This window comes from Deinococcus radiophilus, from assembly GCF_020889625.1.
Taxonomy (GTDB): domain Bacteria; phylum Deinococcota; class Deinococci; order Deinococcales; family Deinococcaceae; genus Deinococcus; species Deinococcus radiophilus.
The window spans coordinates 1,471,584-1,492,504 of record NZ_CP086380.1 but is presented as its reverse complement, the minus strand read 5'-3'; the positions used below and the strand labels follow the sequence as shown (position 1 = coordinate 1,492,504).

24 protein-coding genes are annotated in these 20,921 nt (G+C 61.5%); 14 read left to right on the top strand and 10 right to left on the bottom strand.

Translation table 11 applies throughout. The features are described from left to right. The first annotated feature begins 10 nt into the window (after positions 1-10). Positions 11-547 (top strand): DUF3105 domain-containing protein, encoded by a 537-nt coding sequence (locus LMT64_RS07600; protein ID WP_229253131.1) that lies wholly within the window; start codon positions 11-13, stop codon positions 545-547. 151 nt (positions 548-698) lie between these two features. On the opposite strand, the gene LMT64_RS07595 is transcribed toward LMT64_RS07600, so the two are convergent. Next, positions 699-1,634 carry a magnesium transporter CorA family protein gene (locus tag LMT64_RS07595; RefSeq protein ID WP_126351235.1) on the bottom strand — a complete coding sequence of 312 codons (936 nt, stop codon included), beginning with the start codon at positions 1,632-1,634 and terminating at the stop codon, positions 699-701. 352 nt (positions 1,635-1,986) lie between these two features. On the opposite strand from LMT64_RS07595, the gene LMT64_RS07590 reads away from it, so the two are divergent. Then, on the top strand, positions 1,987-2,760 hold the full coding sequence (locus LMT64_RS07590) for an SMI1/KNR4 family protein (protein ID WP_126351236.1): 774 nt from the start codon (positions 1,987-1,989) through the stop codon (positions 2,758-2,760). A gap of 21 nt (positions 2,761-2,781) precedes the next feature. After that, positions 2,782-3,015: a hypothetical protein gene (locus LMT64_RS07585; protein WP_126351237.1), complete on the top strand. Its 234-nt coding sequence runs from the start codon at positions 2,782-2,784 to the stop codon at positions 3,013-3,015. Positions 3,016-3,088: 73 nt separating this feature from the next. Here the strand turns inward: LMT64_RS07585 and LMT64_RS07580 are convergent, their stop codons facing one another. After that, complete coding sequence (locus LMT64_RS07580) at positions 3,089-4,924, bottom strand: acyl-CoA dehydrogenase C-terminal domain-containing protein (RefSeq protein ID WP_126351238.1); 1,836 nt, start codon at positions 4,922-4,924, stop codon at positions 3,089-3,091. Between the two features lie 491 nt (positions 4,925-5,415). Here LMT64_RS07580 and LMT64_RS07575 point away from each other — a divergent pair, with 491 nt between their 5' ends. Then, a complete protein-coding gene (locus tag LMT64_RS07575; protein WP_126351239.1) occupies positions 5,416-6,126 on the top strand; it encodes a Crp/Fnr family transcriptional regulator in 711 nt (236 codons plus the stop codon). Between the two features lie 155 nt (positions 6,127-6,281). Here LMT64_RS07575 and LMT64_RS07570 read toward each other — a convergent pair whose 3' ends face one another. Continuing rightward, complete coding sequence (locus LMT64_RS07570) at positions 6,282-6,818, bottom strand: hypothetical protein (protein ID WP_229253130.1); 537 nt, start codon at positions 6,816-6,818, stop codon at positions 6,282-6,284. An 86-nt stretch (positions 6,819-6,904) separates the two neighbouring features. Here LMT64_RS07570 and LMT64_RS07565 point away from each other — a divergent pair, with 86 nt between their 5' ends. The 5 genes from LMT64_RS07565 to LMT64_RS07545 all read left to right on the top strand — a co-directional run bounded on the left by LMT64_RS07565 (position 6,905) and on the right by LMT64_RS07545 (position 10,303). After that, positions 6,905-7,966, top strand: a complete 1,062-nt coding sequence (locus tag LMT64_RS07565; protein ID WP_170165915.1) for a pyridoxal phosphate-dependent aminotransferase — start codon at positions 6,905-6,907, stop codon at positions 7,964-7,966. 118 nt (positions 7,967-8,084) lie between these two features. Further along, positions 8,085-8,780, top strand: a complete 696-nt coding sequence (gene ddrC, locus LMT64_RS07560; protein WP_126351242.1) for a DNA damage response protein DdrC — start codon at positions 8,085-8,087, stop codon at positions 8,778-8,780. Between the two features lie 168 nt (positions 8,781-8,948). After that, positions 8,949-9,134: a hypothetical protein gene (locus LMT64_RS07555; RefSeq protein WP_126351243.1), complete on the top strand. Its 186-nt coding sequence runs from the start codon at positions 8,949-8,951 to the stop codon at positions 9,132-9,134. Next, positions 9,131-9,871: an endonuclease III domain-containing protein gene (locus LMT64_RS07550; protein ID WP_229253129.1), complete on the top strand. Its 741-nt coding sequence runs from the start codon at positions 9,131-9,133 to the stop codon at positions 9,869-9,871. Before LMT64_RS07555 ends, LMT64_RS07550 begins: the two co-directional genes overlap by 4 nt. Positions 9,872-9,970: 99 nt before the next feature. Beyond that, on the top strand, positions 9,971-10,303 hold the full coding sequence (locus LMT64_RS07545) for a hypothetical protein (protein WP_229253128.1): 333 nt from the start codon (positions 9,971-9,973) through the stop codon (positions 10,301-10,303). An 80-nt stretch (positions 10,304-10,383) separates the two neighbouring features. On the opposite strand, the gene LMT64_RS07540 is transcribed toward LMT64_RS07545, so the two are convergent. From LMT64_RS07540 to def, 3 genes are read right to left on the bottom strand one after another with little or no spacing between them, the layout of a single operon-like run. Further along, positions 10,384-11,007 carry an LURP-one-related/scramblase family protein gene (locus LMT64_RS07540; RefSeq protein WP_229253127.1) on the bottom strand — a complete coding sequence of 208 codons (624 nt, stop codon included), beginning with the start codon at positions 11,005-11,007 and terminating at the stop codon, positions 10,384-10,386. A 4-nt stretch (positions 11,008-11,011) separates the two neighbouring features. Further along, positions 11,012-11,977 (bottom strand): methionyl-tRNA formyltransferase, encoded by a 966-nt coding sequence (gene fmt / locus LMT64_RS07535; RefSeq protein ID WP_229253126.1) that lies wholly within the window; start codon positions 11,975-11,977, stop codon positions 11,012-11,014. 1 nt (position 11,978) lies between these two features. Next, positions 11,979-12,632, bottom strand: a complete 654-nt coding sequence (gene def, locus LMT64_RS07530) for a peptide deformylase (protein ID WP_126351247.1) — start codon at positions 12,630-12,632, stop codon at positions 11,979-11,981. Between the two features lie 141 nt (positions 12,633-12,773). On the opposite strand from def, the gene LMT64_RS07525 reads away from it, so the two are divergent. Then, a complete protein-coding gene (locus LMT64_RS07525; RefSeq protein ID WP_126351248.1) occupies positions 12,774-13,355 on the top strand; it encodes a GNAT family N-acetyltransferase in 582 nt (193 codons plus the stop codon). A gap of 25 nt (positions 13,356-13,380) precedes the next feature. Here the strand turns inward: LMT64_RS07525 and LMT64_RS07520 are convergent, their stop codons facing one another. After that, positions 13,381-13,920: a diguanylate cyclase domain-containing protein gene (locus LMT64_RS07520; protein WP_229253125.1), complete on the bottom strand. Its 540-nt coding sequence runs from the start codon at positions 13,918-13,920 to the stop codon at positions 13,381-13,383. Between the two features lie 306 nt (positions 13,921-14,226). Between LMT64_RS07520 and groES the strand changes: the two genes are divergently transcribed. Together groES and groL are read left to right on the top strand one after the other, a co-directional pair. Continuing rightward, positions 14,227-14,514: a co-chaperone GroES gene (groES, locus tag LMT64_RS07515; protein ID WP_229253124.1), complete on the top strand. Its 288-nt coding sequence runs from the start codon at positions 14,227-14,229 to the stop codon at positions 14,512-14,514. Between the two features lie 117 nt (positions 14,515-14,631). Then, positions 14,632-16,272, top strand: coding sequence for a chaperonin GroEL (gene groL / locus LMT64_RS07510; protein WP_126351251.1), 1,641 nt, complete (start codon positions 14,632-14,634; stop codon positions 16,270-16,272). A gap of 147 nt (positions 16,273-16,419) precedes the next feature. Here the strand turns inward: groL and LMT64_RS07505 are convergent, their stop codons facing one another. The 3 genes from LMT64_RS07505 to LMT64_RS07495 all read right to left on the bottom strand — a co-directional run bounded on the left by LMT64_RS07505 (position 16,420) and on the right by LMT64_RS07495 (position 19,475). After that, on the bottom strand, positions 16,420-18,024 hold the full coding sequence (locus LMT64_RS07505) for a coiled-coil domain-containing protein (RefSeq protein ID WP_229253123.1): 1,605 nt from the start codon (positions 18,022-18,024) through the stop codon (positions 16,420-16,422). Positions 18,025-18,030: 6 nt separating this feature from the next. After that, positions 18,031-18,786, bottom strand: a complete 756-nt coding sequence (locus LMT64_RS07500) for a roadblock/LC7 domain-containing protein (protein WP_126351253.1) — start codon at positions 18,784-18,786, stop codon at positions 18,031-18,033. Positions 18,787-18,875: 89 nt separating this feature from the next. Continuing rightward, positions 18,876-19,475 (bottom strand): hypothetical protein, encoded by a 600-nt coding sequence (locus LMT64_RS07495; RefSeq protein ID WP_126351254.1) that lies wholly within the window; start codon positions 19,473-19,475, stop codon positions 18,876-18,878. Between the two features lie 71 nt (positions 19,476-19,546). Between LMT64_RS07495 and LMT64_RS07490 the strand changes: the two genes are divergently transcribed. Both LMT64_RS07490 and LMT64_RS07485 read left to right on the top strand, forming a co-directional pair. Continuing rightward, positions 19,547-20,290: a HepT-like ribonuclease domain-containing protein gene (locus tag LMT64_RS07490; protein ID WP_126351255.1), complete on the top strand. Its 744-nt coding sequence runs from the start codon at positions 19,547-19,549 to the stop codon at positions 20,288-20,290. Next, entirely contained in the window at positions 20,277-20,909 is a 633-nt protein-coding gene (locus LMT64_RS07485) for a hypothetical protein (RefSeq protein WP_126351256.1), read from the top strand. The genes LMT64_RS07490 and LMT64_RS07485 overlap by 14 nt, the downstream gene beginning before the upstream one ends. The last annotated feature ends 12 nt before the right edge of the window (positions 20,910-20,921 follow it).

Genomic DNA, 20,921 nt, shown 5'->3' with positions numbered 1-20,921 from the left:
GGCTGAGCATATGGGCTCTCTGCCCTTTGCCTTTAGCTTTAGTATGTTCTGCGTGTATCGCTCCTTCTTGATCGCTTTGCTGCTGCTGGTCGCCTGTGGGCCTGCTCCAGAGCGGCATCTGGCAGGAGTACTGCGTTATGAGGCTCCAGCCGGGCAGCACCGTTCCGGGTCGCTGGCCTATGACCTCATACCGCCGCCTTATGGCAACCATAATGCGCTGTGGCAGAGCTGCGGGGTGTACACCTCCCCAATTCATCCTGAGTACGCCCTGCACAGCCTTTCGCATGGCGCAGTCTGGCTGACTTACCGCCCCGATCGGGTGGTGGACCCGGCGCCGCTGGCCGCACTGGCCCAGGGACACAAGGTGCTGCTCAGCCCCGAACCAGAGCAGACAGCCCCGGTGGTGGTCACCGCCTGGAACGCCCAGTTGAGCGCCGAGAGCGCAGCAGATCCCCGCTTGCAGCATTTTATTGGCGAGTTCTTGGATGCGCCTACGGCTCCTGAAGCCGGGCAGAGTTGTGAACACGGGCACACGGCCACCCGCTAGAGCAGTTCTCTCCTGCGGAGCTGTGCCAGTCCAAATTACGCGAGCAAGAGAAAGGCACTCTTACTCGCTCCATTTTCCGTCCTGCTCACCCTTTTGTACTCGCTCTGCTCGCCAAAAAGATACGGTGTCTTTTTGTCAAATGCTTTAAGCGCTACCACCACCCCTGGCGCCGGAAAAATACGAACATCCCAGCAGCCACGGCGGCCATGCTGCTCAGGGCAGCGGCATAGCCCCAGGGCTGGTTCAGCTCCGGCATATGCTCGAAGTTCATGCCCCAGATGCCCGCCATAAACGTCAGCGGCAGGAAAATGGCCGATACCACCGTCAGGGTCTTCATGACTTGGTTCACGTTGTTGCTGATCACGCTGCCGAAGGCGCCCATCATGCTGCCCAGAATGTTGGAGGTGATGGTCGCCATCTCGATCGCCTGAAGGTTCTCGATCAGCACGTCATCCAGCAGGTCGGCGTCGTCCTCGTAGGTCTGGAAAATCCGGTCGCGTTTGGCCCGCTCCATCATCGCCTCGTTGGCCTTGAGGCCGGTGATGAAATACACCATGCTCTTTTCGAAGTTCAGCAGATCAAGAAGTTCCTCGTTGCGGGTGCTGTTTTCCAGCCGGTCCTCGATCTGCTCCACGTCGCGGTTGATCTGGCGGATGTCGATCAGGAAGCGTTGGGCGTTGCGGAGGAACAGTTGCAGCGTCAGCCGATTTTTCTTGGCCGTACTGATACGCCGCACGAAACCGCTCACCACGTCGCGAATCAGCGGGTTCTCTATGGCGCAGATGGTCACGATGCAGTGGTCGGTGTGCAGAATACCGAGGGGCACGGTGTCGTAGGGGACACTTTCGTCCTCAGGCAAGCGGTAACTGGTCTGCATGATGATCAAGAGCTCGCCGTCCTCGCGCTCGAAACGGGAACGTTCGTCCGGGTCAAGCGGATAGCTCAGCACATCGATGTCCAGTCCAGTCTCGCGGCTGATGCGGGCCAATTCCTCAATGGTGGGGTCAGTGGCGTTGATCCAGCAGCCGTCGGTGTAGCCCTGGATGGTCGTCAGCTTGCCTCCCACGGAGCGGTAGTAGGTCAGCATCGGCGGGCCTCCGGGTTCAGCGGCAGGCGGTGGCTCAGGTCGGTGAGGTGATACATGGGTGGGCCTCCCAGAAAGTCAGGGTCAGGGGCGAAAGATGAAGGGCCGCTAAGCCGGAACTGGGGGGTTCTGAGTCGGTCTGTGTAGGGTTCATCGGTTCACCTCCTTCGTTTCTGGAAACAGGCGCTCACAAGCAAGGGGGGCCGCACAAGACGGAGAAAGTCAGGCTGCGGCCCACATTTGGGCGTATCTATTGTACCCACAAGGCGCGGGAAGGAGCAGAGGGCGGGGGTGGGCCGCGCCGCAGACCACTTGTGAGCACTGAGACAAGCCTAACCTGCGTTACGATTTGGGTATGTCTGCCGAGCTTACTCCTGCCGAACAGGTGCGCCGCGCTGGTTTGGCAGTCAACCCTCCCGTGACTCAAGCGGCTTTCGATGCGTTGGAAGACGTGTGGGGCGTAGAACTTCCTCAAGAATTGCATACTCTGTACTGCGACCACGACGGTCAGCCCGAGGGAAAAGGGGTGGCGATGCCTTTCCGCCTCTTATCTGTGTCTGAAGCTATAGCGGCCCACGAAGAAATGACTCTGGATGTACCACTCCTAGACGATTTGCCTGATTTGCAGCAGGGCATCGTGGTGCTGTGGGGTGACGTAGGCGGCAACTTTATGGTGTATTTCCTGAGAGGGGCGCGGCGTGGCATGGTGGGCGAGTTGCATCATGAAATTCCCTGGAGCATTGCCCCACAGTGGCGCTCATTGGAAAATTTTTATGCTGCCATGATAGAGGCGGCGCAAGACAAGGAGTACTGCTATCCCACCGACTTTCCGAATCAGGGGCCAGCCGACACACAGCAGTTGGCGGCGTTTGCTGAGGCGAAAGCGGCTTTAGCGGAGGCGCAGACCGCTTATGAATATGACTACTGGTCCGCGAATCTGCTGAAGCTATGCCCAGTGGGGGAATCCCCTGCGTTGCTGCCACTGCTCACGCCCCTGGTAGAAGAGGGGAGTTATGCGTCCACGCATGTTCCATTTGCTACCGAAAAACTGATGAGCGAGTTGGGCGCAGCGGCCATGCCTTACCTGCGCGAAGCGCTAGCAAGCAACTTGGAACAAGGCATCTTCTAGCCTGGCATAGTCAGGCCGCTGTTGGAAGCGTTGGCCCAACATCCCCAACCCACCACAGCGGAACTGCTGCGCGATTCGGTGGCGCGCTATCGGCTGACGCAGGCGACCCACCACAGCCTTTTTGCCTTCAGTCTGGCCGATACCTTACAGGCTCATGGCTACACCTGGGAAGCGGTAAAAGATGAAGCAGGCAATCTTGTCGGACTGCGGCTCAGTGCGGCGGACGGTAACCCCATTCAAATTGATTTTCAGTGACGCTCCTTGGGTCTGCCTCTGGATGTAAAAACAGCCCCCCACCCACTGGGCAGGGGGCAGGAGATGGGCGCGTTCAGGCGCCTTCTGGCTCGAAACCGAACATGCCCTTCAGATCAAAGTCCAGGCTCTCGCCGCCAGCCTTGATGGTCTGTGACAGGCTCTTGGTTTCGGTGAACAGGCGGTCAAAGTAGAAGCGGGCCGTATCCAGCTTGGCCTGATAAAAGCCGCCTTCGTCCTCACCAGCAGCCACCTTGTCAGCGGCGATTTTCGCCATACGGGCCCACAGGTAGCCATACACCACATGCCCGAAGTAGCGCAGATAGTCCACCGCCACGGCGTTGACCTCGTCCTGTCCCTTGTCGCCGCTGTCCATCGCCTTCTGGCCGACCAACATGGTCAGGGTGGCCAGCTGATTGGCCGCTTTGCCCAGCTGGTTGATGTAATCGCCCACCACTTCGTCGTCTTCGTGCTTGTCGGCAAAGGCTTGCAGGGTGCCGGCCAGCGCCTGCAATTTCTTGCCGCCGTCCATCAACACCTTGCGGCCCAGCAGGTCCAGCGCCTGAATGCCGTTGGTGCCTTCGTAGATCTGCCCGATGCGGGCGTCGCGGACATACTGCTCCATGCCCCACTCGGCAATGTAGCCGTGCCCGCCAAAGACCTGCTGGCTCTGCACGGCCACGTTGAAGCCGTTGTCGGTCATGAACGCTTTGGCAATGGGCGTCAGCAGCGCCACCGTATCGGCAGCTTCTTTCCGCTTGCTCTCATCGGGGTGGTGGGCCTCGGTGTCCAGGCTCAGCGCCAGCCACAGCGCCAGGGCGCGGCCCGCCTCGTTGTAGGCCCGGCCCGTCATCAGCATGCGGCGCACGTCGGGGTGAATGATGATGGGGTCGGCGTTTTCGCCGGGGTTCACGCGGGGGGTGGCCCGCATCTGGGTGCGGTCCTTGGCGTAGGCCACCGCATTCTGGTAGGCGATTTCGCCCAGGCCCAGGCCCTGCATGCCGGTGCCCAGCCGCGCCGCATTCATCATGATGAACATGTGGTTCATGCCACGGTTGATCTCACCGACCAGCCAGCCTTTGGCGCCGTCGAAGTTCAGCACGGCAGTGGCGTTGCCGTGAATGCCCATCTTGTGTTCCAGGCTGCCGCACACTACACCGTTGCGCTCGCCGGGGGTGCCATCGGCGTTCGGGATGAACTTGGGCACCAAGAACAGCGAGATGCCCTTGGTCCCTTCGGGGCTGCCCTCCAGGCGAGCCAGCACCAGATGGACGATGTTGTCGGTCAGGTCGTGCTCGCCCGCGCTGATAAAGATCTTGGTGCCGGTAATGGCGTAGGTGCCGTCTCCGTTCTCGGCTGCTTTGGTGCGGATGATGCCCAGGTCGGTGCCAGCGTGCGGCTCGGTCAGACACATGGTGCCGGTCCACTCGCCACTGACCAGCTTGGGCAGATACTGAGCCTGAAGTTCCTCGCTCCCCACTTCGCTCAGGGCTGCCACGGCGCCGTGGGTCAGGCCCGGGTACATGGCCCAGGCCATGTTGGCGCTGTTCATCATTTCGAGTGTTGCGTTGGACACCAGATGAGGCAGGCCCTGGCCGCCCCACTGCGGATCGGCGGACAGCGCGGGCCATCCAGCCTGCACATACTTCTGGTAAGCCGCTTTGAAGCCGTCTGGGGTGGTGACTTCGCCGTCCTCGCTGCGGGTGCAGCCCTGCTGGTCCCCGACTTGATTCAGCGGCAGCAGCTCACCTTCCACAAAGCGTGCCGCTTCTTCCAGCACCTGGTTGATCAGGTCGCTGTCGGCAGTTTCAGCATCCTTGAAAAAGGGCATTTCACTCAGCGCTTGGGGGGCACCGAGCAGTTCGTTCATCACAAAGCGCATGTCGCGCAGGGGGGCTTTGTACTGTGGCATAGGGGTCTCCTTGGTGGGGGATGACTGGCGAAATCCAAAAGCAAGTGCGGGCCGGCATTGGAAAGTGCAGGGCCGAAAGCCGGCCCGACACCACAGGCGCAAAAACTTGAACCCAGTCTAATATTTTGCCTAGACCCGGTCAATCACTTGGCCTATCCTCCTTCAGCGGCCACCAGAAAGCGCTAGGGGACGAAAGATTTCACAGCGCTGTGACACCATGACACCTAAGCTGAAGGTCATGTCCCGAATTTTCCCCCTCCTCGGCTGTCTTAAAACCGTGCATTTGGTTGCCCTGAATGTATCAATGCCGATTTACAATCACACCGATTGTGTTTTGAACAAAGAGTGACTTGCTTCATTCTTTTGCCTGGTGGGAATGACTCAGGGGCGGCGGTTCAGGCGGCTGAGAGGAAGCCGCCCTGTAGGCCGATACTGGAAGTTCGGAAGTATGGACCTGAACTGGAGAAATCAAGATCTTGGAGCAGCGAAGCATGTTGAACGATAAGGATTACCCCAGCCTGGTCTGGCACCTCAAGAAGACAGAACTTTTCTGCGATGTCGAACTGGATGAGCTGGAGCGTGTGGCGTCCACCACGCTGATGCGGGCTTACCGTGCCGGTGAAGTGATTTACCGAATGGACGACCCTGCCGACGCGCTCTATCTGGTGCGCAGCGGCATGGTGAAAATCAGCAAGCTGTTCCCCAATGGCAAGGAAGCGATCCTGAGTGTCATTGGGCCACACGGCAGCTTCGGCGAACTGCTGATGCGTCCACAGGAGCGCCGCCCGACCCAGGCCGAAGCTGTTGAATCTACCCGGCTGATCGCAGTGCCCCAGGCCGAGTTGCAGGCGCTGTTGCAGGCGAGGCCTGATCTGGCGCTCAAACTGATCGGAGTATTGGCGACGCGGCTGTTTGACGCTCAGCACTGGAGCGCCACCGTCAACGCCTATTCTGCTTCCGAGCGGGTGGCCAGCCTACTGGCCCGCTTGGGGCGCGAGTTCGGTCGTCCACATGAAGGGGGCACCGAGTTGAACCTTAAGCTGAATCAGGAAGACCTGGCCCGCATGGTCGGCGCGACCCGTGAAACCGTCAGCCACTCGTTGCAGAAGCTGAAGCGTGAAGGGGCGATCATCCGCCAGCGCAGTCCTTTTGTGCTGAATTTGGAAGCGCTGGAAGCTTACGTAGACGGCCCCAGTAAGTAGAGGCTGCCCCGGAATATCGTAGAGATGAACGCGCTGCTATGATGTTCCGCGAGCAGACTGGCCCAGCTCCGCAGGAGAGCGGGTAGACATGAACGCAAGCAGTCTCTGCCCCCCGCTTCAGAGGGCGGCTGCGGAGACTGCACCCTGATGACCTCTTACTGCTCCGTCTTACCCCGGTGCAGGTTGTAGGAGGTCACTTTGGTGACAGAGCGAGGCTTGGCTGCCCCAAGGTCTTCGCTGCTGTCATAGAGGTTCCAGCCACGCTCCACGTTCATCTTGGGGATGGTCACGGGCTCCCAGGTCCACGGGCCAACTTCGGTGGTGGCAGGGCTGAACACCAGATACAGTGTGTTGCGCGCAAACTGCTCGCCAGGATCATAGGTGGCGTCCCCGCTTGTATCGTCAAAAGCAGCAATTTGATAGACGCCAGCCAGGTTAGGGTAAGCAGGCAGGTCCACGCCGAAGGTCCAGCCCTCTTCTCCCGCAGACACGTTCTGTTTGAGGTTAGAGGTGCTGGTCACGGTGGTAGGGAAACCGACACCGACCAGGTTCAGACGCAGCTTGGCTCCTTCGCGCCATTCACCCGTAATGGTGCCGGTCACGTCGTGGTCGGCAGGGGCTTTGGGAGCGGTCTGACAGCCGGCCAGCAGCAGGGGGAAGGTCAGGCCAGCGGCCAAGAGGGTTTTGTTCATGCCTTTAGGGTAGGTGACCCGCTGGGCCGTGTGGTGAAAGGCATGTCATGCGTCTGTCTGCTGCGGCCAGGAATTACACTGCGGGTATGTTCCGGCCTCCTACCTCCGAGCAGCCACTAAAACTGAACTTCAACGAGAACAACCAGGGCATCTCGCCACTGGCCCATGAGGCGCTGCTGTCGGCATTGGCAGAGGTTCACCGCTACCCGGACCGTCCGCACGCCGAACTGACGGTGGCCCTGGCCGAGCATCATGGTGTGGGACCGCAACAGGTCACGCTGGGCAGCGGGTCGTCGCAGATCATCCATATCATTGTCGGGGCAGTGGCCCGCCGCGCGCAGGATGCAGGCCAGCCGACTCAGGTGGTGATGCCGGTGCCCACGTTCGATGCTGGGGCCTCAGCGGCGGCAGCGCGGAGGTTGCCGGTGCAGGCCATACCGCTCCGCGGCAATCTGGAAGCCGACCTGATTGCATTGCAGGCCGCCTGCGAGGATTTTGACGGCCAGAGTGTGGTGTACCTCTGCAACCCCAACAATCCGACGGGTACGGTGGTGGACAGTGCGGAACTGCGCGCCTGGGTAGAAGCCGCACCCCAGACTTTGTTCCTGATAGACGAAGCCTATGTGGAATACGTGACGGACTCGCGCTTCCAGCCTGTGGATGCCTGGGTGCGTGACGGCCTGCCGAATGTGGCTGTGGCGCGCACCTTCTCCAAGTTGCACGGTTTGGCGGGGCTGCGGGTAGGCTACAGCCTGTCCAGCCAGGAAAATGCCGCCCTGTTCGCCACTTTCTTACCGGAAATGCCAGTCAACCTGCTGGGATTGCTGGCCGCCCGCGCCTCACTGGGCGATACGGACTTCCAGCGTCGTAGCCTGGATCAGACCCTGCTGGCCCGCCGCCGGGTGTTGGACACCCTGGACCGTCTGGGACTGCGCTACGCCGACCCGCAGGCCAACTTCGTCTTTCATGAGTTGCCAGCTCATCTGGGGGGCAACCGCAGTTACCGCCAGCGGATGCGTGAGCGGCATGTGATCGTGGGGCGTGATTTTGCAGCTTATGAGGGCTGGAACCGTCTGTCTCTGGGGACACCGGAAGAGATGGCACATGTAACGGCTGAAATGATGCAGGTGCTGGGTCAGAAGGAGTAGGCAAGCTTACTGCTTGTGCCATTTCCTAGTGTTTTGGCTCCCAAAGGACGCTGCCAGGGCGCTCAGCACCGTTGCTCCTTTATTATGTCATTTACATAATCTGTGCTAAACTATCTGTATGAAAACCGCTCCTCTGACTCTGGAATTTGGCAGCACCAAGCTGACCGCCAGCCACGACGGCCTGCTGCAGGCCAGTGGGGCTTTGGCGCAGCTGGGCGCAGATAAGGTGGACTGGGACTGGTTCCGTGAGCGCCACGGTCTGACCAGTCCGGCCCGTGACTTCGGGGCAGGCCCGGAACCGACCCTCAGCGTGCCGGAGTTCGTGGCCCTGGCCTTCAAACTTGATACCCCAGCAGCTCGCCGCTGGCGCAAGCGCTCACAAGACCTGCTGGCCAGCGCCCTGACGGGGGATGTCAAGCTGGCCGCCCAGATTGCCGAGCGCAATCCCGATCCTGACGCCCGTCGCTGGTTGGCCGCCCGCCTAGAAAGCACCGAGGCCCGCCGTGAACTGATGAGCACGGTGGCCCGCCGGGGTGGACATGGTGCGGTGTACCGCCAGCTGGGCAGTCTGAGCAACCGCTCGGTGCTGGGCATGAACAGCACTGCCCTGCGCCGCGAACGTGGAGTCAAGAACACCCGCGACGGCCTGAGTAGCGCCGAACTGCTGCGGATGGCTTATCTGGATACCGCCACGGCCCGCGCTCTGGAAGAGCAGAATGCTGAGGGCAACGCCGCCATTTTGGCCGTCCACGAGCAGACCCTGATCCGTGAGCAAAAGCTCTGGGAGTCGGGCGCATTGCCCCGCAGTGGCTGAAGGAGTGATGCTCTGTCTGCATCACCGATCCCCGCTTCTCGGTGGGGATTTTTTTGGCCCTCTGCCCTGGCCGATTTGCCGAGTTGCCCTTACCTCTACTCCCAACACTAAAGTGGCCTTGAACAGATTGCTGTTTTTGGGAGACCGCCGCTATGCCACGCTAAAGCCATGACCAACACTGAAGACCTGAAGAACAGTAGCGGCTTCAACTCCTCCAGCCAGGACGCTGCCGAGGGTGAGCGTCAGGAGGACCGCAGCGAGCAGGATGTGCCGCAAGTGACCAGCCAAGCGCCCGCTGAGGGCAGCCGCGACGCGGTAGAAGATACGGCGACTCCCGGTGACGATCAGGAGTGACTGACTCGCTTTTTCCTTCCGCCCGCCCTCTGAACGCTGAAGCCAGCGCTCCGGAGCGAGCGGAATTGCTGCTGTGGATGCATGAACGTTTGACGGCGGAATATGGCGAGCGCCCGCTGGTTCCCCGCCGTGAGCCGATGCATGAGCTGATCAGTACTATCTTGTCGCAGCGCACCAACTGGCGTGATGAGGACGCGGCTTATCAGGAACTGCGTACTCTGGGCGACTGGGACGCGATCAGTCAGGCACCCACCGAAGCGGTGGCTCATGCCATTCGCCGCAGCAATTACCCGGAGCAGAAGGCCTCCCGAATACAAGCCACCTTGCGTGCCATCTGCGAGAAGCGCGGCGGCTACGACTTGGATTTTCTGGCCGAGCTTCCGGTGAAAGAGGCTCTAACGTGGCTCACCGACCTCCCAGGAGTAGGGGTGAAAACGGCCTCACTCGTGTTGCTCTTCAATTATGCCCGCCCAGTGTTTCCGGTAGATACCCACGTTCACCGCATCAACACGCGGGTGGGGAGCATTCCCAAAATGGGCGAACAGGCGGCCCACCGGGCGCTGTTGGCACTATTGCCACCCGCCCCACCGCTGCTGTACCAGTTCCATGTCAATCTGCTGTCGCATGGTCAGCAGGTCTGTCAGTGGTCCCATCCCACATGCGAAAAATGCGTCCTGCGGGAGCGTTGTGACGCCTACGCGGTGTACGGGAACAAAGTGCCCTCATTCCAAAAATAGGGCTGTCAGAGTGGTGTTAGCCCAGTGATTCTCATCTGTTGTTCATAGGCGACTACGGCACGATAGCTCTGGGTGCAGAATGCAGCCATCAGAAATTTGATGATGGTCGGTATGTTGATGGCGGGTGCAGCTCTGGCGGCTCCAGGGCACGGTCAGAACCGTGATTATCCGGGAAATCCTGGCAATCAGGACCAGCCCCACAAGGCGTTTGTTTGCCACGCCACCAGCGCTGTGGACAACAACCCCTACGTCATTTTGCATGTCTCTGAACATGCGGCCGACGCCCACCTGCGGCACGAGCATAAGGCCGACAAGGGCAACGGGAACGGCAATGGGCGTGCCCCACGTGATCTGACGGGAGACCTGGGTGATACCGTCGTGTGCGAGCTGCCTGGTGACGTTAACCCACTGCCTCCTATCGACCCAATCTGAGACGACTTATACACTTAGACAAGCAACCGCCCAGAACTCCTGGCTCCTGGGCGGTTGCTTGTCTAAGTCTGACGACTCTCTCAGCCTCGCTCACGTTCCCGCAGGACCAGTTGAATCAAGCTGGTGAGCAACAACTCGGCCTCTGCGTCGCTGATCGGGCTTAGCTCTTCTACCATGAAGCGCCGCGAGAAAAAGGGCCTCTGCTTATGAACTCGCGCCGCTGGGTTTCCCTGCTCGTCGCGCACCGTAAAGGTGGGATTCACGAAATAATCGAAGGCAGCGGCGGCCACGTCGCCGAGGAGCGGCACGCCACCGATCACACCCTCCACCGCGCTCATCCAGGGCTGATCGTCACTGATGGTGAACTGACGCTGGCCGTGCCCATCCAGCACCTCATAGGCCGCGCCCCACATGGTCCGTATCCCCTGGGCAGCCAGTGTGCCTACTGGGCGGCCTCCCTCGGCCACGATCAGGCGCTGGGCTTTCCAATCCAGCGCACCGGCCAGCAGGCGCTTGGCCTTGATGGAGTAGCTCTGATTACGCTTGGCATCGTCGGCGTAGATGCGGACCTCATCGCGAACCGAAAACATCTTTTCCTTGACAACGGCCAGCAAGTGGCCCTGTGCATCCGTTACGCGAATCTCGGTGCGGATGCTCAGGCGGAACTCCATCTGCACGGGAAAGGCCACATTCTGGATCGTCATGCCCTCAGGTACGCGCCCGGCCAGGGCTGGGTTCCCAGTCAAAGCTGGCGCCCTCTGACAGTCCCTGCGCCCACTGTGCGGCGGGCTGCGGCTTCTTACTGGCAGGCTGTACCGTGGCGATTCGCAGGATGCCGTCTCCGGTGGCAACCTGGAGGCTATCGCCGTCAACACCCAAAATCTGACCAGGCACCGTCCCGTTTGGAGTGGTATCTGGATGCACCGTCAGTCCGTCCAGCTTGACCCGCTGCCCGCCCACGAAAGCTGTGGTCTGCGGCCAAGCTGCGACCCCCCGGTAACGGTCCACGATACGCTGCGCCGGATCGTCCCAGCGGACAAAGCCGTCTTCCTTGGTGAGTAGGGGGGCATGGGTGGCCTGTGCGTGGTTTTGCGACCTGGGCGTTAGCAGGGGCCTCTCACGTACGGCCTGCACCGCCAATTCAGCGGCTTGCTGTGAGAGGCTGGCACTCAGTTCCAGTGCGCTCCATTCCGGCTGTATTTCCAGCTCGCGTTGCAAGAGGATGTCTCCGGTGTCCATACCCACGTCGGTCTGCATGATGGTCGTGCCCGTGACGGTTTCGCCCTCAATCAGCGCCCACTGGATGGGGGCGGCGCCGCGGTAAGCGGGCAGCAGACTGGTGTGGGTGTTGAGAAAGCCGTAGGGCAGCACGTCCAGCAGGCTCTGGGGCAGCAGCTTGCCATAGGCGCAGGTCACGGCTACCTCGGCGCCGCTGGCCCGCAGCTGAGCTTGAAACTCGGCGTTGCCGCGCAGCTTGGTCGGTTGCGCCAATGGCAGGCCCAACTCGGTGGCACGGGCGGCCACCGGGGGCGGCGTCAGTTTCAGGCCACGTCCCACCGGCTTATCTGGTTGACTGACGACCAGGACCACTTCAAAGGCGGCGTGCAGTGCATCTAGCACCGGCAGCGCGAAGGCGGGCGACCCGAAAAAGGCGACGCGGCGGATCCCTGTCATCTCAGAGGCGCTCATGGCGGTGTCCGTCGGCGGCCTGATGACGCAGCCGGTCCAGATGTTGCTTGGCTTGGCGCTGCATGGCCAGCAGAGCACCCCGGTACTCGTTCACAGTGTCCTGTGGCAGATAATCGATAAACAGTTTGCCTTCCAGATGGTCGAACTCGTGCTGAAAGACACGGGCGAGGTAATCCTCCGCCTCCACGCTCTGCATCCGGCCGTCCAGATCAGTGTAGTCCAGCCGTACGGCACGGGCACGCGGCACGCCCTCCTCGTAGATGTCGGGGATGCTCAGGCAGCCTTCGGTCTCCGAGCGGACCTTCTTCTTGTCTATGACGCTTAGCCGAGGGTTCAGCATCACGAACTCGCGCAGGACCCGCGATTTGAGCGGTGTCTCCTGGCCCTCGTTCTCTTCTTCGTCGTCCTCGTATTCCACCGCCACGAACATCCGCACACCCAGGCCCACCTGCGGCGCAGCCAGGCCCACGCCCCGCGCCTCGAACATGGTTTCCAGCATGGTGTCGGCCACCTGGCGCAAGTTCTGTGGCCCAAAGCCTGGCAGTTCTAAGGTGTCGGTATGCGCCAGTGGCCGGGCCTTGCGGCGCAGTACGGGGTCGCCGTACAGCCGAATGGGATAGATGGAAGGTGCGTCACTCATAACTTTTCTTTTTAGCGCAAAACAAGCCGGGCAAGAGGCGACGTGATGCCGTTAAGCCAGCGTGCGCTGTGATTGCCCTGCTCCTCCCCACTACGCCACCTGACGTATGACCGACCGCGCTCACCCGCGCTAGCCTGGGCCATGAGTGAACTACACCCTGTGCTGACCGGAGAAAAAGTTATTCTGGCCCGCCTACGCCGCGAGGACATTCCTGAGCTGGCCCGGCGCTTCGCCAATCTGGAACTGACCACCTATCTGGGAGCCTACGGCGGTGCCTTCAGTCTTCAGGACGAAGAAGCCTATTTCGAGAGCATCGCCAAAAGCAGTGCAGAAGGCGTTACTTTCGGCATCTATGAGCGCGAGAGCGGCAGCTTGATCGGCGGCACCGACCTGCGGTCCATCCATCACCGCCACGGCACTGCCGAGCTGGGCATCAGCATTCACAACCCTGAATACTGGGGGGGCGGTTACGGCAGCGAAGCCACTGGATTGCTGGTGGAATACGGCATGTTTTTCTTGGGGCTGCATAACATCCAGCTGAACGTCTTCTCGTACAACGTGCGCGGCATTCGCGCCTACGAGAAGGTGGGCTTCCGCGAAATCGGGCGGCGGCGTGGGGCCGTGCGGCTGGGTGCCGAGCGTTTCGATACGGTCATGATGGACATCACGGCGGATGAGGTTGATACCTCGCGGATGAGGGCGCTGGTGAAGTTGCTGGAGTAGGGCAGCAGGTGGGAGTCGGAGGCGCTCAGCTCTGCAGGTACCGGTCCAGCGCCTCCCGTAACAGTTCGGCTTCGCTACGGCCTTCGGCGCGGGCACGCTTTTTAAGGCGGTCCAGTTGACTGCGGGGATAGTAGTTGGCCTTCAGGACCATTTTTGCGGGGGTATAGAGGCAGGCGCGGCCCCGGCCCTCGCGCTTGGCCCGCAGCAGGGCTTCGTCGGCATGTAACAGCAGATCAGCGGCACTCCCAGCGTGGGCAGGCCGACTGGCGATCCCGGCACTCAGGCCGACACCAGGCGGCCAGCGCGGGTCGCGGTGCCGGGCAAAGTGGCGCACCAGATCATCCAGCAGCCGCAGGGCAGTTTCAGGCGAGGTTTCGGGCAGAATCACGCCATATTCGTCTGGCCCCAGCTGTCCCAAGAGGGCGTCACTCGGAAAGTGGGTAGACAGGTCACGTTCCAGCCCACGCAGCAGGCTTTCGGCGGCGCTGCGGCCCAGTTGCTCGCTCAGACGGCCGAAGGCATCCACGTTGATGCGGGCCACACTCACAGGGGCGTTGCCTAGCACCTCTAGCGCTGCGGTCCAGGGTGTGAGACCCAGCAGAGAAGGACGTGCTGCCACCTAGAAGGTGTCCCTAAGGGGAGATGAACTATATATCTTAGACATATATACATCATAGGACATCGCTGAGAACGCAGTTTCGGAAAACCCTGTCATCTGCGAGATTTGAGTATGACGCACTCAGATTTGTTGGATTGATCACTTGACAGTTTCTGTGATTCGCCTTTACCTTGGGCCTCAAGAAGATCTGGGTAGGCGGGACATTCCCACTCCCTCTTCGTAGACATTCATTTCATTCAAGGAGGAACGTAAATGCTGAAACCTTTAGGAGACCGTGTGCTGGTCGAAATTATCGAGGAAGCTGAGCAGAAGACCGCCGAGGGCCTGTATGTACCCGACAGCGCCAAAGAAAAAAGCCAGCGCGGCAAAGTCGTGGCTGTGGGCAGCGGCAAGCTGCTCGACAGCGGCGAGCGCGTGGCCCTGGAAGTGAACGTGGGCGACACTGTCTACTTCGCCAAGTATGGCGGCACCGAAGTCAGCGTGGAAGGCAAGGACTACTCCCTGCTGTCCGAGCGCGACATTCTGGCCATCGTAGAGTGACTGTAAGGCCCGTCAGGGCCGCTTTGTTGCATGACCTCTGTACAAAATCAACCCTGAGGCGAGCAGTCGCTTAAAGCGTGACCGAAGTCTGCCGCCCCCTCTCAAGGAGCAACCACCATGCCTAAACAACTTGTATTTGACGAATCCGCCCGCCGCAGCATGGAGCGCGGTGTCAACGCCGTTGCCAACGCCGTGAAAGTGACCCTCGGCCCGCGTGGCCGCAACGTGGTCATTGAGAAGAAGTTCGGCAGCCCCACCATCACCAAAGACGGCGTGACCGTCGCCAAGGAAGTGGAGCTGGAAGACAAGCTGGAGAACATCGGCGCACAGCTGCTGAAAGAAGTCGCCAGCAAGACCAACGACATCACCGGTGACGGCACGACCACCGCCACCGTGCTGGGTCAGGCTGTCGTCAAAGAAGGTCTGCGTAACGTGGCCGCCGGCGCCAATCCCCTCGCCCTGAAGCGCGGCATCGAAAAAGCCGTGGCCGCCGCCATCGAAGAAATTCAGAAGCTGGCCGTGCCGGTGGAAGACAGCGACGCCATCAAGAAGGTGGCTGGCATCTCCGCCAACGATCCCCAGGTCGGCGAAGAAATCGCCTCCGCGATGGACAAGGTGGGCAAAGAAGGCGTCATCACCATCGAGGAAAGCAAGGGCTTCGACACCGAAGTGGACGTCGTGGAAGGCATGCAGTTCGACAAGGGCTACATCAGCCCCTACTTCATCACCAACACCGAGAGCATGGAAGCGGTGCTGGAAGACCCCTTCATCCTGATCAACGAGAAGAAAGTCAGCGCCCTGAAGGACCTGCTGCCCGTGCTGGAAAAAGTGGCCCAGACTGGACGCCCCCTCCTGATCATCGCTGAAGACGTGGACGGCGAAGCGCTGGCCACCCTGGTCGTCAACAAGCTGCGCGGCACGCTGAACATCGCCGCCGTGAAGGCTCCCGGCTTCGGTGACCGCCGCAAGGAAATGCTGCGCGACATCGCTGCTGTGACCGGCGGCGAAGTGGTGAGCGAGGACCTGGGCCACAAGCTGGAAAATGTCGGCATGGACATGCTGGGCACCGCTGCCCGCGTACGCATCACCAAAGACGAAACCACCATTGTGGACGGTAAAGGTGAGCAGAGCAGCATCGACCAGCGCGTGAACGCCATTAAAGCCGAGCTGGACGCCACCGACAGCGACTACGCCCGCGAGAAGCTGCAAGAGCGCCTGGCCAAGCTGGCCGGCGGCGTGGCCGTGATCCGCGTGGGTGCCGCCACCGAAACCGAGCTGAAAGAGAAGAAGCACCGCTACGAGGACGCCCTGTCCACCGCCCGCTCGGCGGTGGAAGAAGGCATCGTGGCCGGCGGTGGTACCACCCTGCTGCGCGTAATTCCTGCGGTCCGCAAGGCCGCCGAGAGCCTGGAAGGCGATGAAGCCACCGGCGCACGCATCCTGATCCGTGCCCTGGAAGAACCCGCCCGCCAGATCGCCGTGAACGCCGGTGAAGAAGGCAGCGTGATCGTGAACGCTGTCATCAACTCCGACCAGGCCCGCTACGGCTTTAACGCCGCCACCGGTGAGTACGTCGAGGACATGGTCGCCGCCGGTATCGTGGACCCTGCCAAGGTGACCCGCACCGCGCTGCAGAACGCCGCCAGCATCGGTGCCCTGATCCTGACCACCGAAGCCATCGTGGCTGACAAGCCCGAACCCGAAAAAGCCTCCGCAGGTGCTCCCGACATGGGCGGCATGGGCGGTATGGACTTCTGAGAGTAGAAGCAGGCTGAACGCGAGAAGCGGGAAGCTGAGCAAGAGGCCAGGGTGTACGCCCTGGCCTCTTGCTCTGTTGATATGGGTGGCCGATTTCCTTTGTTCCTTCTAGATCTGCCTGAGCCACATGGAAGGAACCCTATACCCTCAGCGCTGCCAGAACGTTTTGTTGGACGGGGTATTGGCGTCGGGTAGCGGGGTTGCGCCACTCTGGGTGGTGCCGGATTCCAGATTATGGCGTGATGCGTCCCAACTTTGCCGCGCCGAGGCCAGGCGGTCACGCGGTTGTCCCAGTTGGCGGAAGCCCAGAATCAGCAGGATCAGGCCGCTCAGGCTTAGCAGCCACCAGGCCAGCTGTCCAGGTGGACTTTGGCGGATACTCAGGTTGCCTAGCAGGCCCAAAGCGGACACACCCAGCACATCCCCCAGCCAAGTCGCCACGGAGGCGATACCTTCAAGGACCAGTGGGGCCAACAGCAACCCGATGCCGAAGGAGACTTTTCGCCAGGCCGCGCCACGCCGTCCCAGCGCCCGCGCCTTGTAATAGAAGGGCAGCGGCACCAGAACTGACAGCAGGAAGAAGGCCAGGGCCTGCATGCCTCCATTCCAAAAGGTCGCCACCCAGCGTTGTGCAGGCAACTCATCGCTGGGCAGGCCGCCAACGTGACGTTCGAGTGCCCGCACTTCCATCATGCTGCCGATAATGTCCCCAGGGCGCAGGCCAGCGCGGTCAGAGAGGCTGGCAAGGTGATTTGCGAGTTGTTCGGCCTGCGGACCCTGCCAGTCCTGCGGCAGGGCGCGGGCCAGGGCCTCAGCTGCTTGAAGCTGTTCACGGGTCAGTGCCTGCTCATTGCTGATGGCTGAGGTCAGGGCGCGGGCCAGGGTGCCGTAGAGGGCAGCCGTCAACTGTTCTTCTTCCGAAAGGGATGTGGTAGACGCCGCAGTCGTGTTAGCGCCTGCCGTCTCCGATGGTGGTGGAAGGTTAACCGGCTGCATGGCCCGTTCACGTGTCTGGGCCGTTTGCAGCGCGGCAAAGTACAGCGCACGGATTTGTGGCGCAGCCTGGGCCGCTTCACGGTCGGCCACCAGGGCAATCACTTCGGCATAACTGTCGGCCTGGGTACTGGGAATGTCGCGGGCTTCCTGAAGGATGAAATGCCAGCCATTGGCCTGGACCAACCTTAGGTAAGCCTCGGACTGTGACAAGGTAGCGTTCAGGCTCCAGGGTTCCAGCAGCCGGACCGCTTGCCGTGCAGCAGCTTGTTGCAGGCGGGTGGTGACATCGGGAATGTCGCCACGGTTGGCAGCCGCAAGCAGTGCCACGCTCTGTGCCTGATCAAGGTCGAAGTCGGCGGCCAGTTGTTCCAGGCGGGGCCGGGTCTCGCCATTCAGGCCATATTGCAGCAGATCAGCCGTGGTCTGGGTATAGAGGGCTTGCCGGGCGAGCGCCCGAGCATGCAATGTCTGGGCTTCCAAGTCGGCAGGTTGGCGGGCCAGAGCGGCGCGGGCTTCACCCAGCGTACCCGCAAGGGTGCTGGCCAGTTGCCGGTCAGTCAGGCTGGAATTCAATTCGGCCAGTGCCCGGTCAGCGGCGTTCAGCTGGTCCAGTGCACTGGCGGCACTCTCATTGCGGGCAGCAGCAGCGGCGCTCAGGGCGCCATTGAGGGTGCGGTAGGCATCCAGTTGCTGGGCCTGTGCTGCGGGCAGAAAGCCCAGCCCAGCGCTCAGCAGCATGATGGCAGCTCCCCGCATCAGGGGTCAGACCGCTTCCTGCAGTTGCCCCAGTTCGCTGAGCAGACGTCCGATGTTGACGCCGGGGTCGGCCAGGACAGCCACAGCGTGTTCACCCATGGGGCGTACACAGACCACGGTGCCGCCGACCTGGGCCGACATCAGCCGCAGCGAACGCCCCCGGAGCAGCATGACGGTCGCAGCCACGACGCTGCCCAGCTTGGTCAGGTCGTTCAGTGAGCGCGATTGGACGACCTCGCCATTCTGGCGACAGACCATCACACTCTGCACTCCGCTGACCCGGCCCAGCTCGGTAATCAGTCGGTCCTGATCGGCACTTTGGCTGAGGTCATAGCGGCGCAGACTCGGTGCCGAAACATATTCCGGATCATCCAGCTCAAAGTCGTCCTCGCCAAATTCCCAGTCATCCTCGGCCAGATCGTCCAGGGCACTGGCATTCTGCTGAGCCGCGCCGCCAGGCATCATGGCCTCAAGTTGCTGGGCGGCCAGCAGTTCAGAAATATGGCGTAGGGCAGCGCGGCGATCTTCGGCAGAAAGTACGCCAGTGTCTATGGCATTTTCTAGGCGGCTGTCCAGCTCTGGAAACAGCAGGACTTCGAGCTGATCGGCTTCAAGCGTCCGGCCACTCAGGCCCTGCTGCTCCAGAGTGGTATCCAGCACAGCTCGCAACTGTCCAGGCTGCAGGCCAGTCTGCGACTGCTCCAGGCGGGTCAGTTCGTTCAGGGCGGTATGGTAGCTGGCGGTCAGTGCGGTGTCTGGCATGGAGGCTCCCAGCACTCAGGGTAGTTGCCTAAGCGTCACAGAATTGTTTTCCCAAATTATGAAAACTTGATGAAACCAAGCGGGTCAGCTCAGGGCAAGGTGGCGCAGACACTGACGTTGCCGCGGCCCTCTTCGCCGGTAGAAAAGCTGCCGAAGAGGGTGCTTTTGGAGGCGTGGTGGGCCAGCCAGCTTTCATCTTCGCCCAGGGCTGCCTCGGTGGGCGTGACCTGATAGCCCAGATTCAGGAGCTGTTCCTGTACCGCTGGAACCGCCTGCTGGCTCTGGGAGAAAAGAATCACCTCGGTTTGTCCGCAGCGCCAGCCACGGTAGGCGGCGGCCTGGGCAAAGGCGTCCGTAAAGCTGAGTGTCTGCAGTTCCGGCGGGGCAAAACCGGTCGGGATGTCCATCTCCAGCAAGGCAGAATGATTGCCACTTTGAGAGGCGCTCAGGTCGTTGGTCTGGGCAGTCGCGCTGGGTGCTGGTTCAGTGGGCAGCAGCGTGGTCGGCGTAGCCTGCGGTAGACCGTCGGTGCCGATGACCGTCACTTCGCTGCTGTCGCGCAGAGCCCAGAAAGCCGTTCCTAAGCCCAGCAATCCGACCAACACCCCTGCCAATCCGGCGGCCCAGCCTGCTGGAAGGCGACCGGAACGTTCTGGCGGAGGACTGACTGGCGGAGGCTTAACTTCCATCGGCTGCATTGTAAGGGGAGCAGGTTGGGCGTGGGTCAGAAGGTCTGGCTGGGGCCGCTATCCTGGGGAAGATGACGCCTGCCAAACGTGCCGCTCCGCCGCCCCCATCTGCACCTTCGCGTAGACTCCGTGACTCCAGCCTCAGGGCCGTGGCTGCCCGGCTCCGCAGCGCCGAGGAGGGGTGGCGGCGGCTGGGGGTGACGCGGGTACGGGTGTTCGGTTCGGTGGCCCGCGGCGAGGCCACTGATCTGAGCGATGTGGACCTATTACTGGACCTGCGTCCCGGTGCGGGCCTGCTGGACTTGATGGCAGCCAAGGATCTGTTTGAGGATGTGCTTGAGACCCGCATAGATGCCATGACTGAAGGCGCCATCAAGCCTGCCCTGCGCCGGGGCATCCTGGCCGACGCTGTGGACATCATGGCGGTGCCGGAGCGCCCGCACCGTACCCACCGCCGCAAACGCTGGCGCTGGCGCGTCTATGACCTGCTGGACTCTTTGGACCGCATCGTGGACTACACGGCCCCGCATGACCGTGAATCGTTCAAGGGCGACGATATGGCCGTAGACGCCGTGCTGCGAAATCTCTCGCGGCTAGGCGAGACGACCAAATTCATTCCCCAGCGCCAGGAAGACCTGCACCCTGAGGTTCCCTGGGCGCTGCTGCGCGACATCCGTAACTTGGTGGCGCACGACTATTTCGGCATAGACCTGGATCTGGTCTGGCAGACGGCCCGCTACGAGCTGCCCCAGTTGCGTCCCTTGATTCAGGCCATCGCTGAGGGTGAGGAGGACGGTCCTGATGACTCTGCCTGAGCGGCTGAGTGATGTCCGGTTCTATGGAGGGAGCATCTGCTTCGTGATGCACTTGGATTTCGGCAGCTCCCTGGCCGAGCAGGACCGCCAGCATGACCTAGACCGCCACCTGGCCGAGGTCTTTTATCACGGCGCAGACTTTTGCCTATCGCTGGGCTGGTTTGATGAATCTGGGGTAGCTGATGGACACTATCCGGATGGTCAATTCATTCTGTCTATTACCGGGGGCCAGGCCACCCTGCGTGAGTGGCGCACCCGCGACCTGTTGGAGCTGCGCCGCTTCGTCTTGGAGGCCCGTGATCTGGCGGCCCGGCTGGCGCCCCGCCGTGACCTGCCCACCGAGCTACTGGAACTGGCCCCCGGTGCCCCGGCTGCGCTGGTGAATCAAGCAGACCTGTTCTTGCGGGGGCAGCTGCCGGGTTACACGGTCACCCAGCACCGCCGCTGGCATGTCAGTGGCGACGTGGTGGCCTGGACGGCCCTGCCGCCGCTGACCCTGCCGGACGCCGAGGCGCTGAGCGGGGCGTTACAGGGCTGGGTGTGGGAGCACCGGAAGTTCGCATCCGCCTATTCTCTAGAAAACTGGACCGAGCGTTTGCGCCGCAGTGCAACGTTTTAGGAGGGCAGCGCT

Bases quoted from the DNA above. Each gene is read 5' to 3' on its own strand.
- fmt (WP_229253126.1), bottom strand. From the start codon at position 11,977: ATGACAGGGATCCGCCGCGTCGCCTTTTTCGGGTCGCCCGCCTTCGCG.
- LMT64_RS07500 (WP_126351253.1), bottom strand. From the start codon at position 18,786: ATGCCAGACACCGCACTGACCGCCAGCTACCATACCGCCCTGAACGAA.
- LMT64_RS07555 (WP_126351243.1), top strand. From the start codon at position 8,949: ATGACCAACACTGAAGACCTGAAGAACAGTAGCGGCTTCAACTCCTCC.
- LMT64_RS07580 (WP_126351238.1), bottom strand. From the start codon at position 4,924: ATGCCACAGTACAAAGCCCCCCTGCGCGACATGCGCTTTGTGATGAAC.
- LMT64_RS07490 (WP_126351255.1), top strand. From the start codon at position 19,547: ATGACGCCTGCCAAACGTGCCGCTCCGCCGCCCCCATCTGCACCTTCG.
- LMT64_RS07565 (WP_170165915.1), top strand. From the start codon at position 6,905: ATGTTCCGGCCTCCTACCTCCGAGCAGCCACTAAAACTGAACTTCAAC.
- LMT64_RS07485 (WP_126351256.1), top strand. From the start codon at position 20,277: ATGACTCTGCCTGAGCGGCTGAGTGATGTCCGGTTCTATGGAGGGAGC.
- groES (WP_229253124.1), top strand. From the start codon at position 14,227: ATGCTGAAACCTTTAGGAGACCGTGTGCTGGTCGAAATTATCGAGGAA.
- LMT64_RS07570 (WP_229253130.1), bottom strand. From the start codon at position 6,818: ATGAACAAAACCCTCTTGGCCGCTGGCCTGACCTTCCCCCTGCTGCTG.
- LMT64_RS07595 (WP_126351235.1), bottom strand. From the start codon at position 1,634: ATGCTGACCTACTACCGCTCCGTGGGAGGCAAGCTGACGACCATCCAG.
- LMT64_RS07540 (WP_229253127.1), bottom strand. From the start codon at position 11,007: ATGACGATCCAGAATGTGGCCTTTCCCGTGCAGATGGAGTTCCGCCTG.
- LMT64_RS07525 (WP_126351248.1), top strand. From the start codon at position 12,774: ATGAGTGAACTACACCCTGTGCTGACCGGAGAAAAAGTTATTCTGGCC.
- def (WP_126351247.1), bottom strand. From the start codon at position 12,632: ATGAGTGACGCACCTTCCATCTATCCCATTCGGCTGTACGGCGACCCC.
- ddrC (WP_126351242.1), top strand. From the start codon at position 8,085: ATGAAAACCGCTCCTCTGACTCTGGAATTTGGCAGCACCAAGCTGACC.
- LMT64_RS07575 (WP_126351239.1), top strand. From the start codon at position 5,416: ATGTTGAACGATAAGGATTACCCCAGCCTGGTCTGGCACCTCAAGAAG.
- LMT64_RS07495 (WP_126351254.1), bottom strand. From the start codon at position 19,475: ATGGAAGTTAAGCCTCCGCCAGTCAGTCCTCCGCCAGAACGTTCCGGT.
- LMT64_RS07545 (WP_229253128.1), top strand. From the start codon at position 9,971: ATGATGGTCGGTATGTTGATGGCGGGTGCAGCTCTGGCGGCTCCAGGG.
- LMT64_RS07600 (WP_229253131.1), top strand. From the start codon at position 11: ATGGGCTCTCTGCCCTTTGCCTTTAGCTTTAGTATGTTCTGCGTGTAT.
- LMT64_RS07590 (WP_126351236.1), top strand. From the start codon at position 1,987: ATGTCTGCCGAGCTTACTCCTGCCGAACAGGTGCGCCGCGCTGGTTTG.
- LMT64_RS07505 (WP_229253123.1), bottom strand. From the start codon at position 18,024: ATGCGGGGAGCTGCCATCATGCTGCTGAGCGCTGGGCTGGGCTTTCTG.
- groL (WP_126351251.1), top strand. From the start codon at position 14,632: ATGCCTAAACAACTTGTATTTGACGAATCCGCCCGCCGCAGCATGGAG.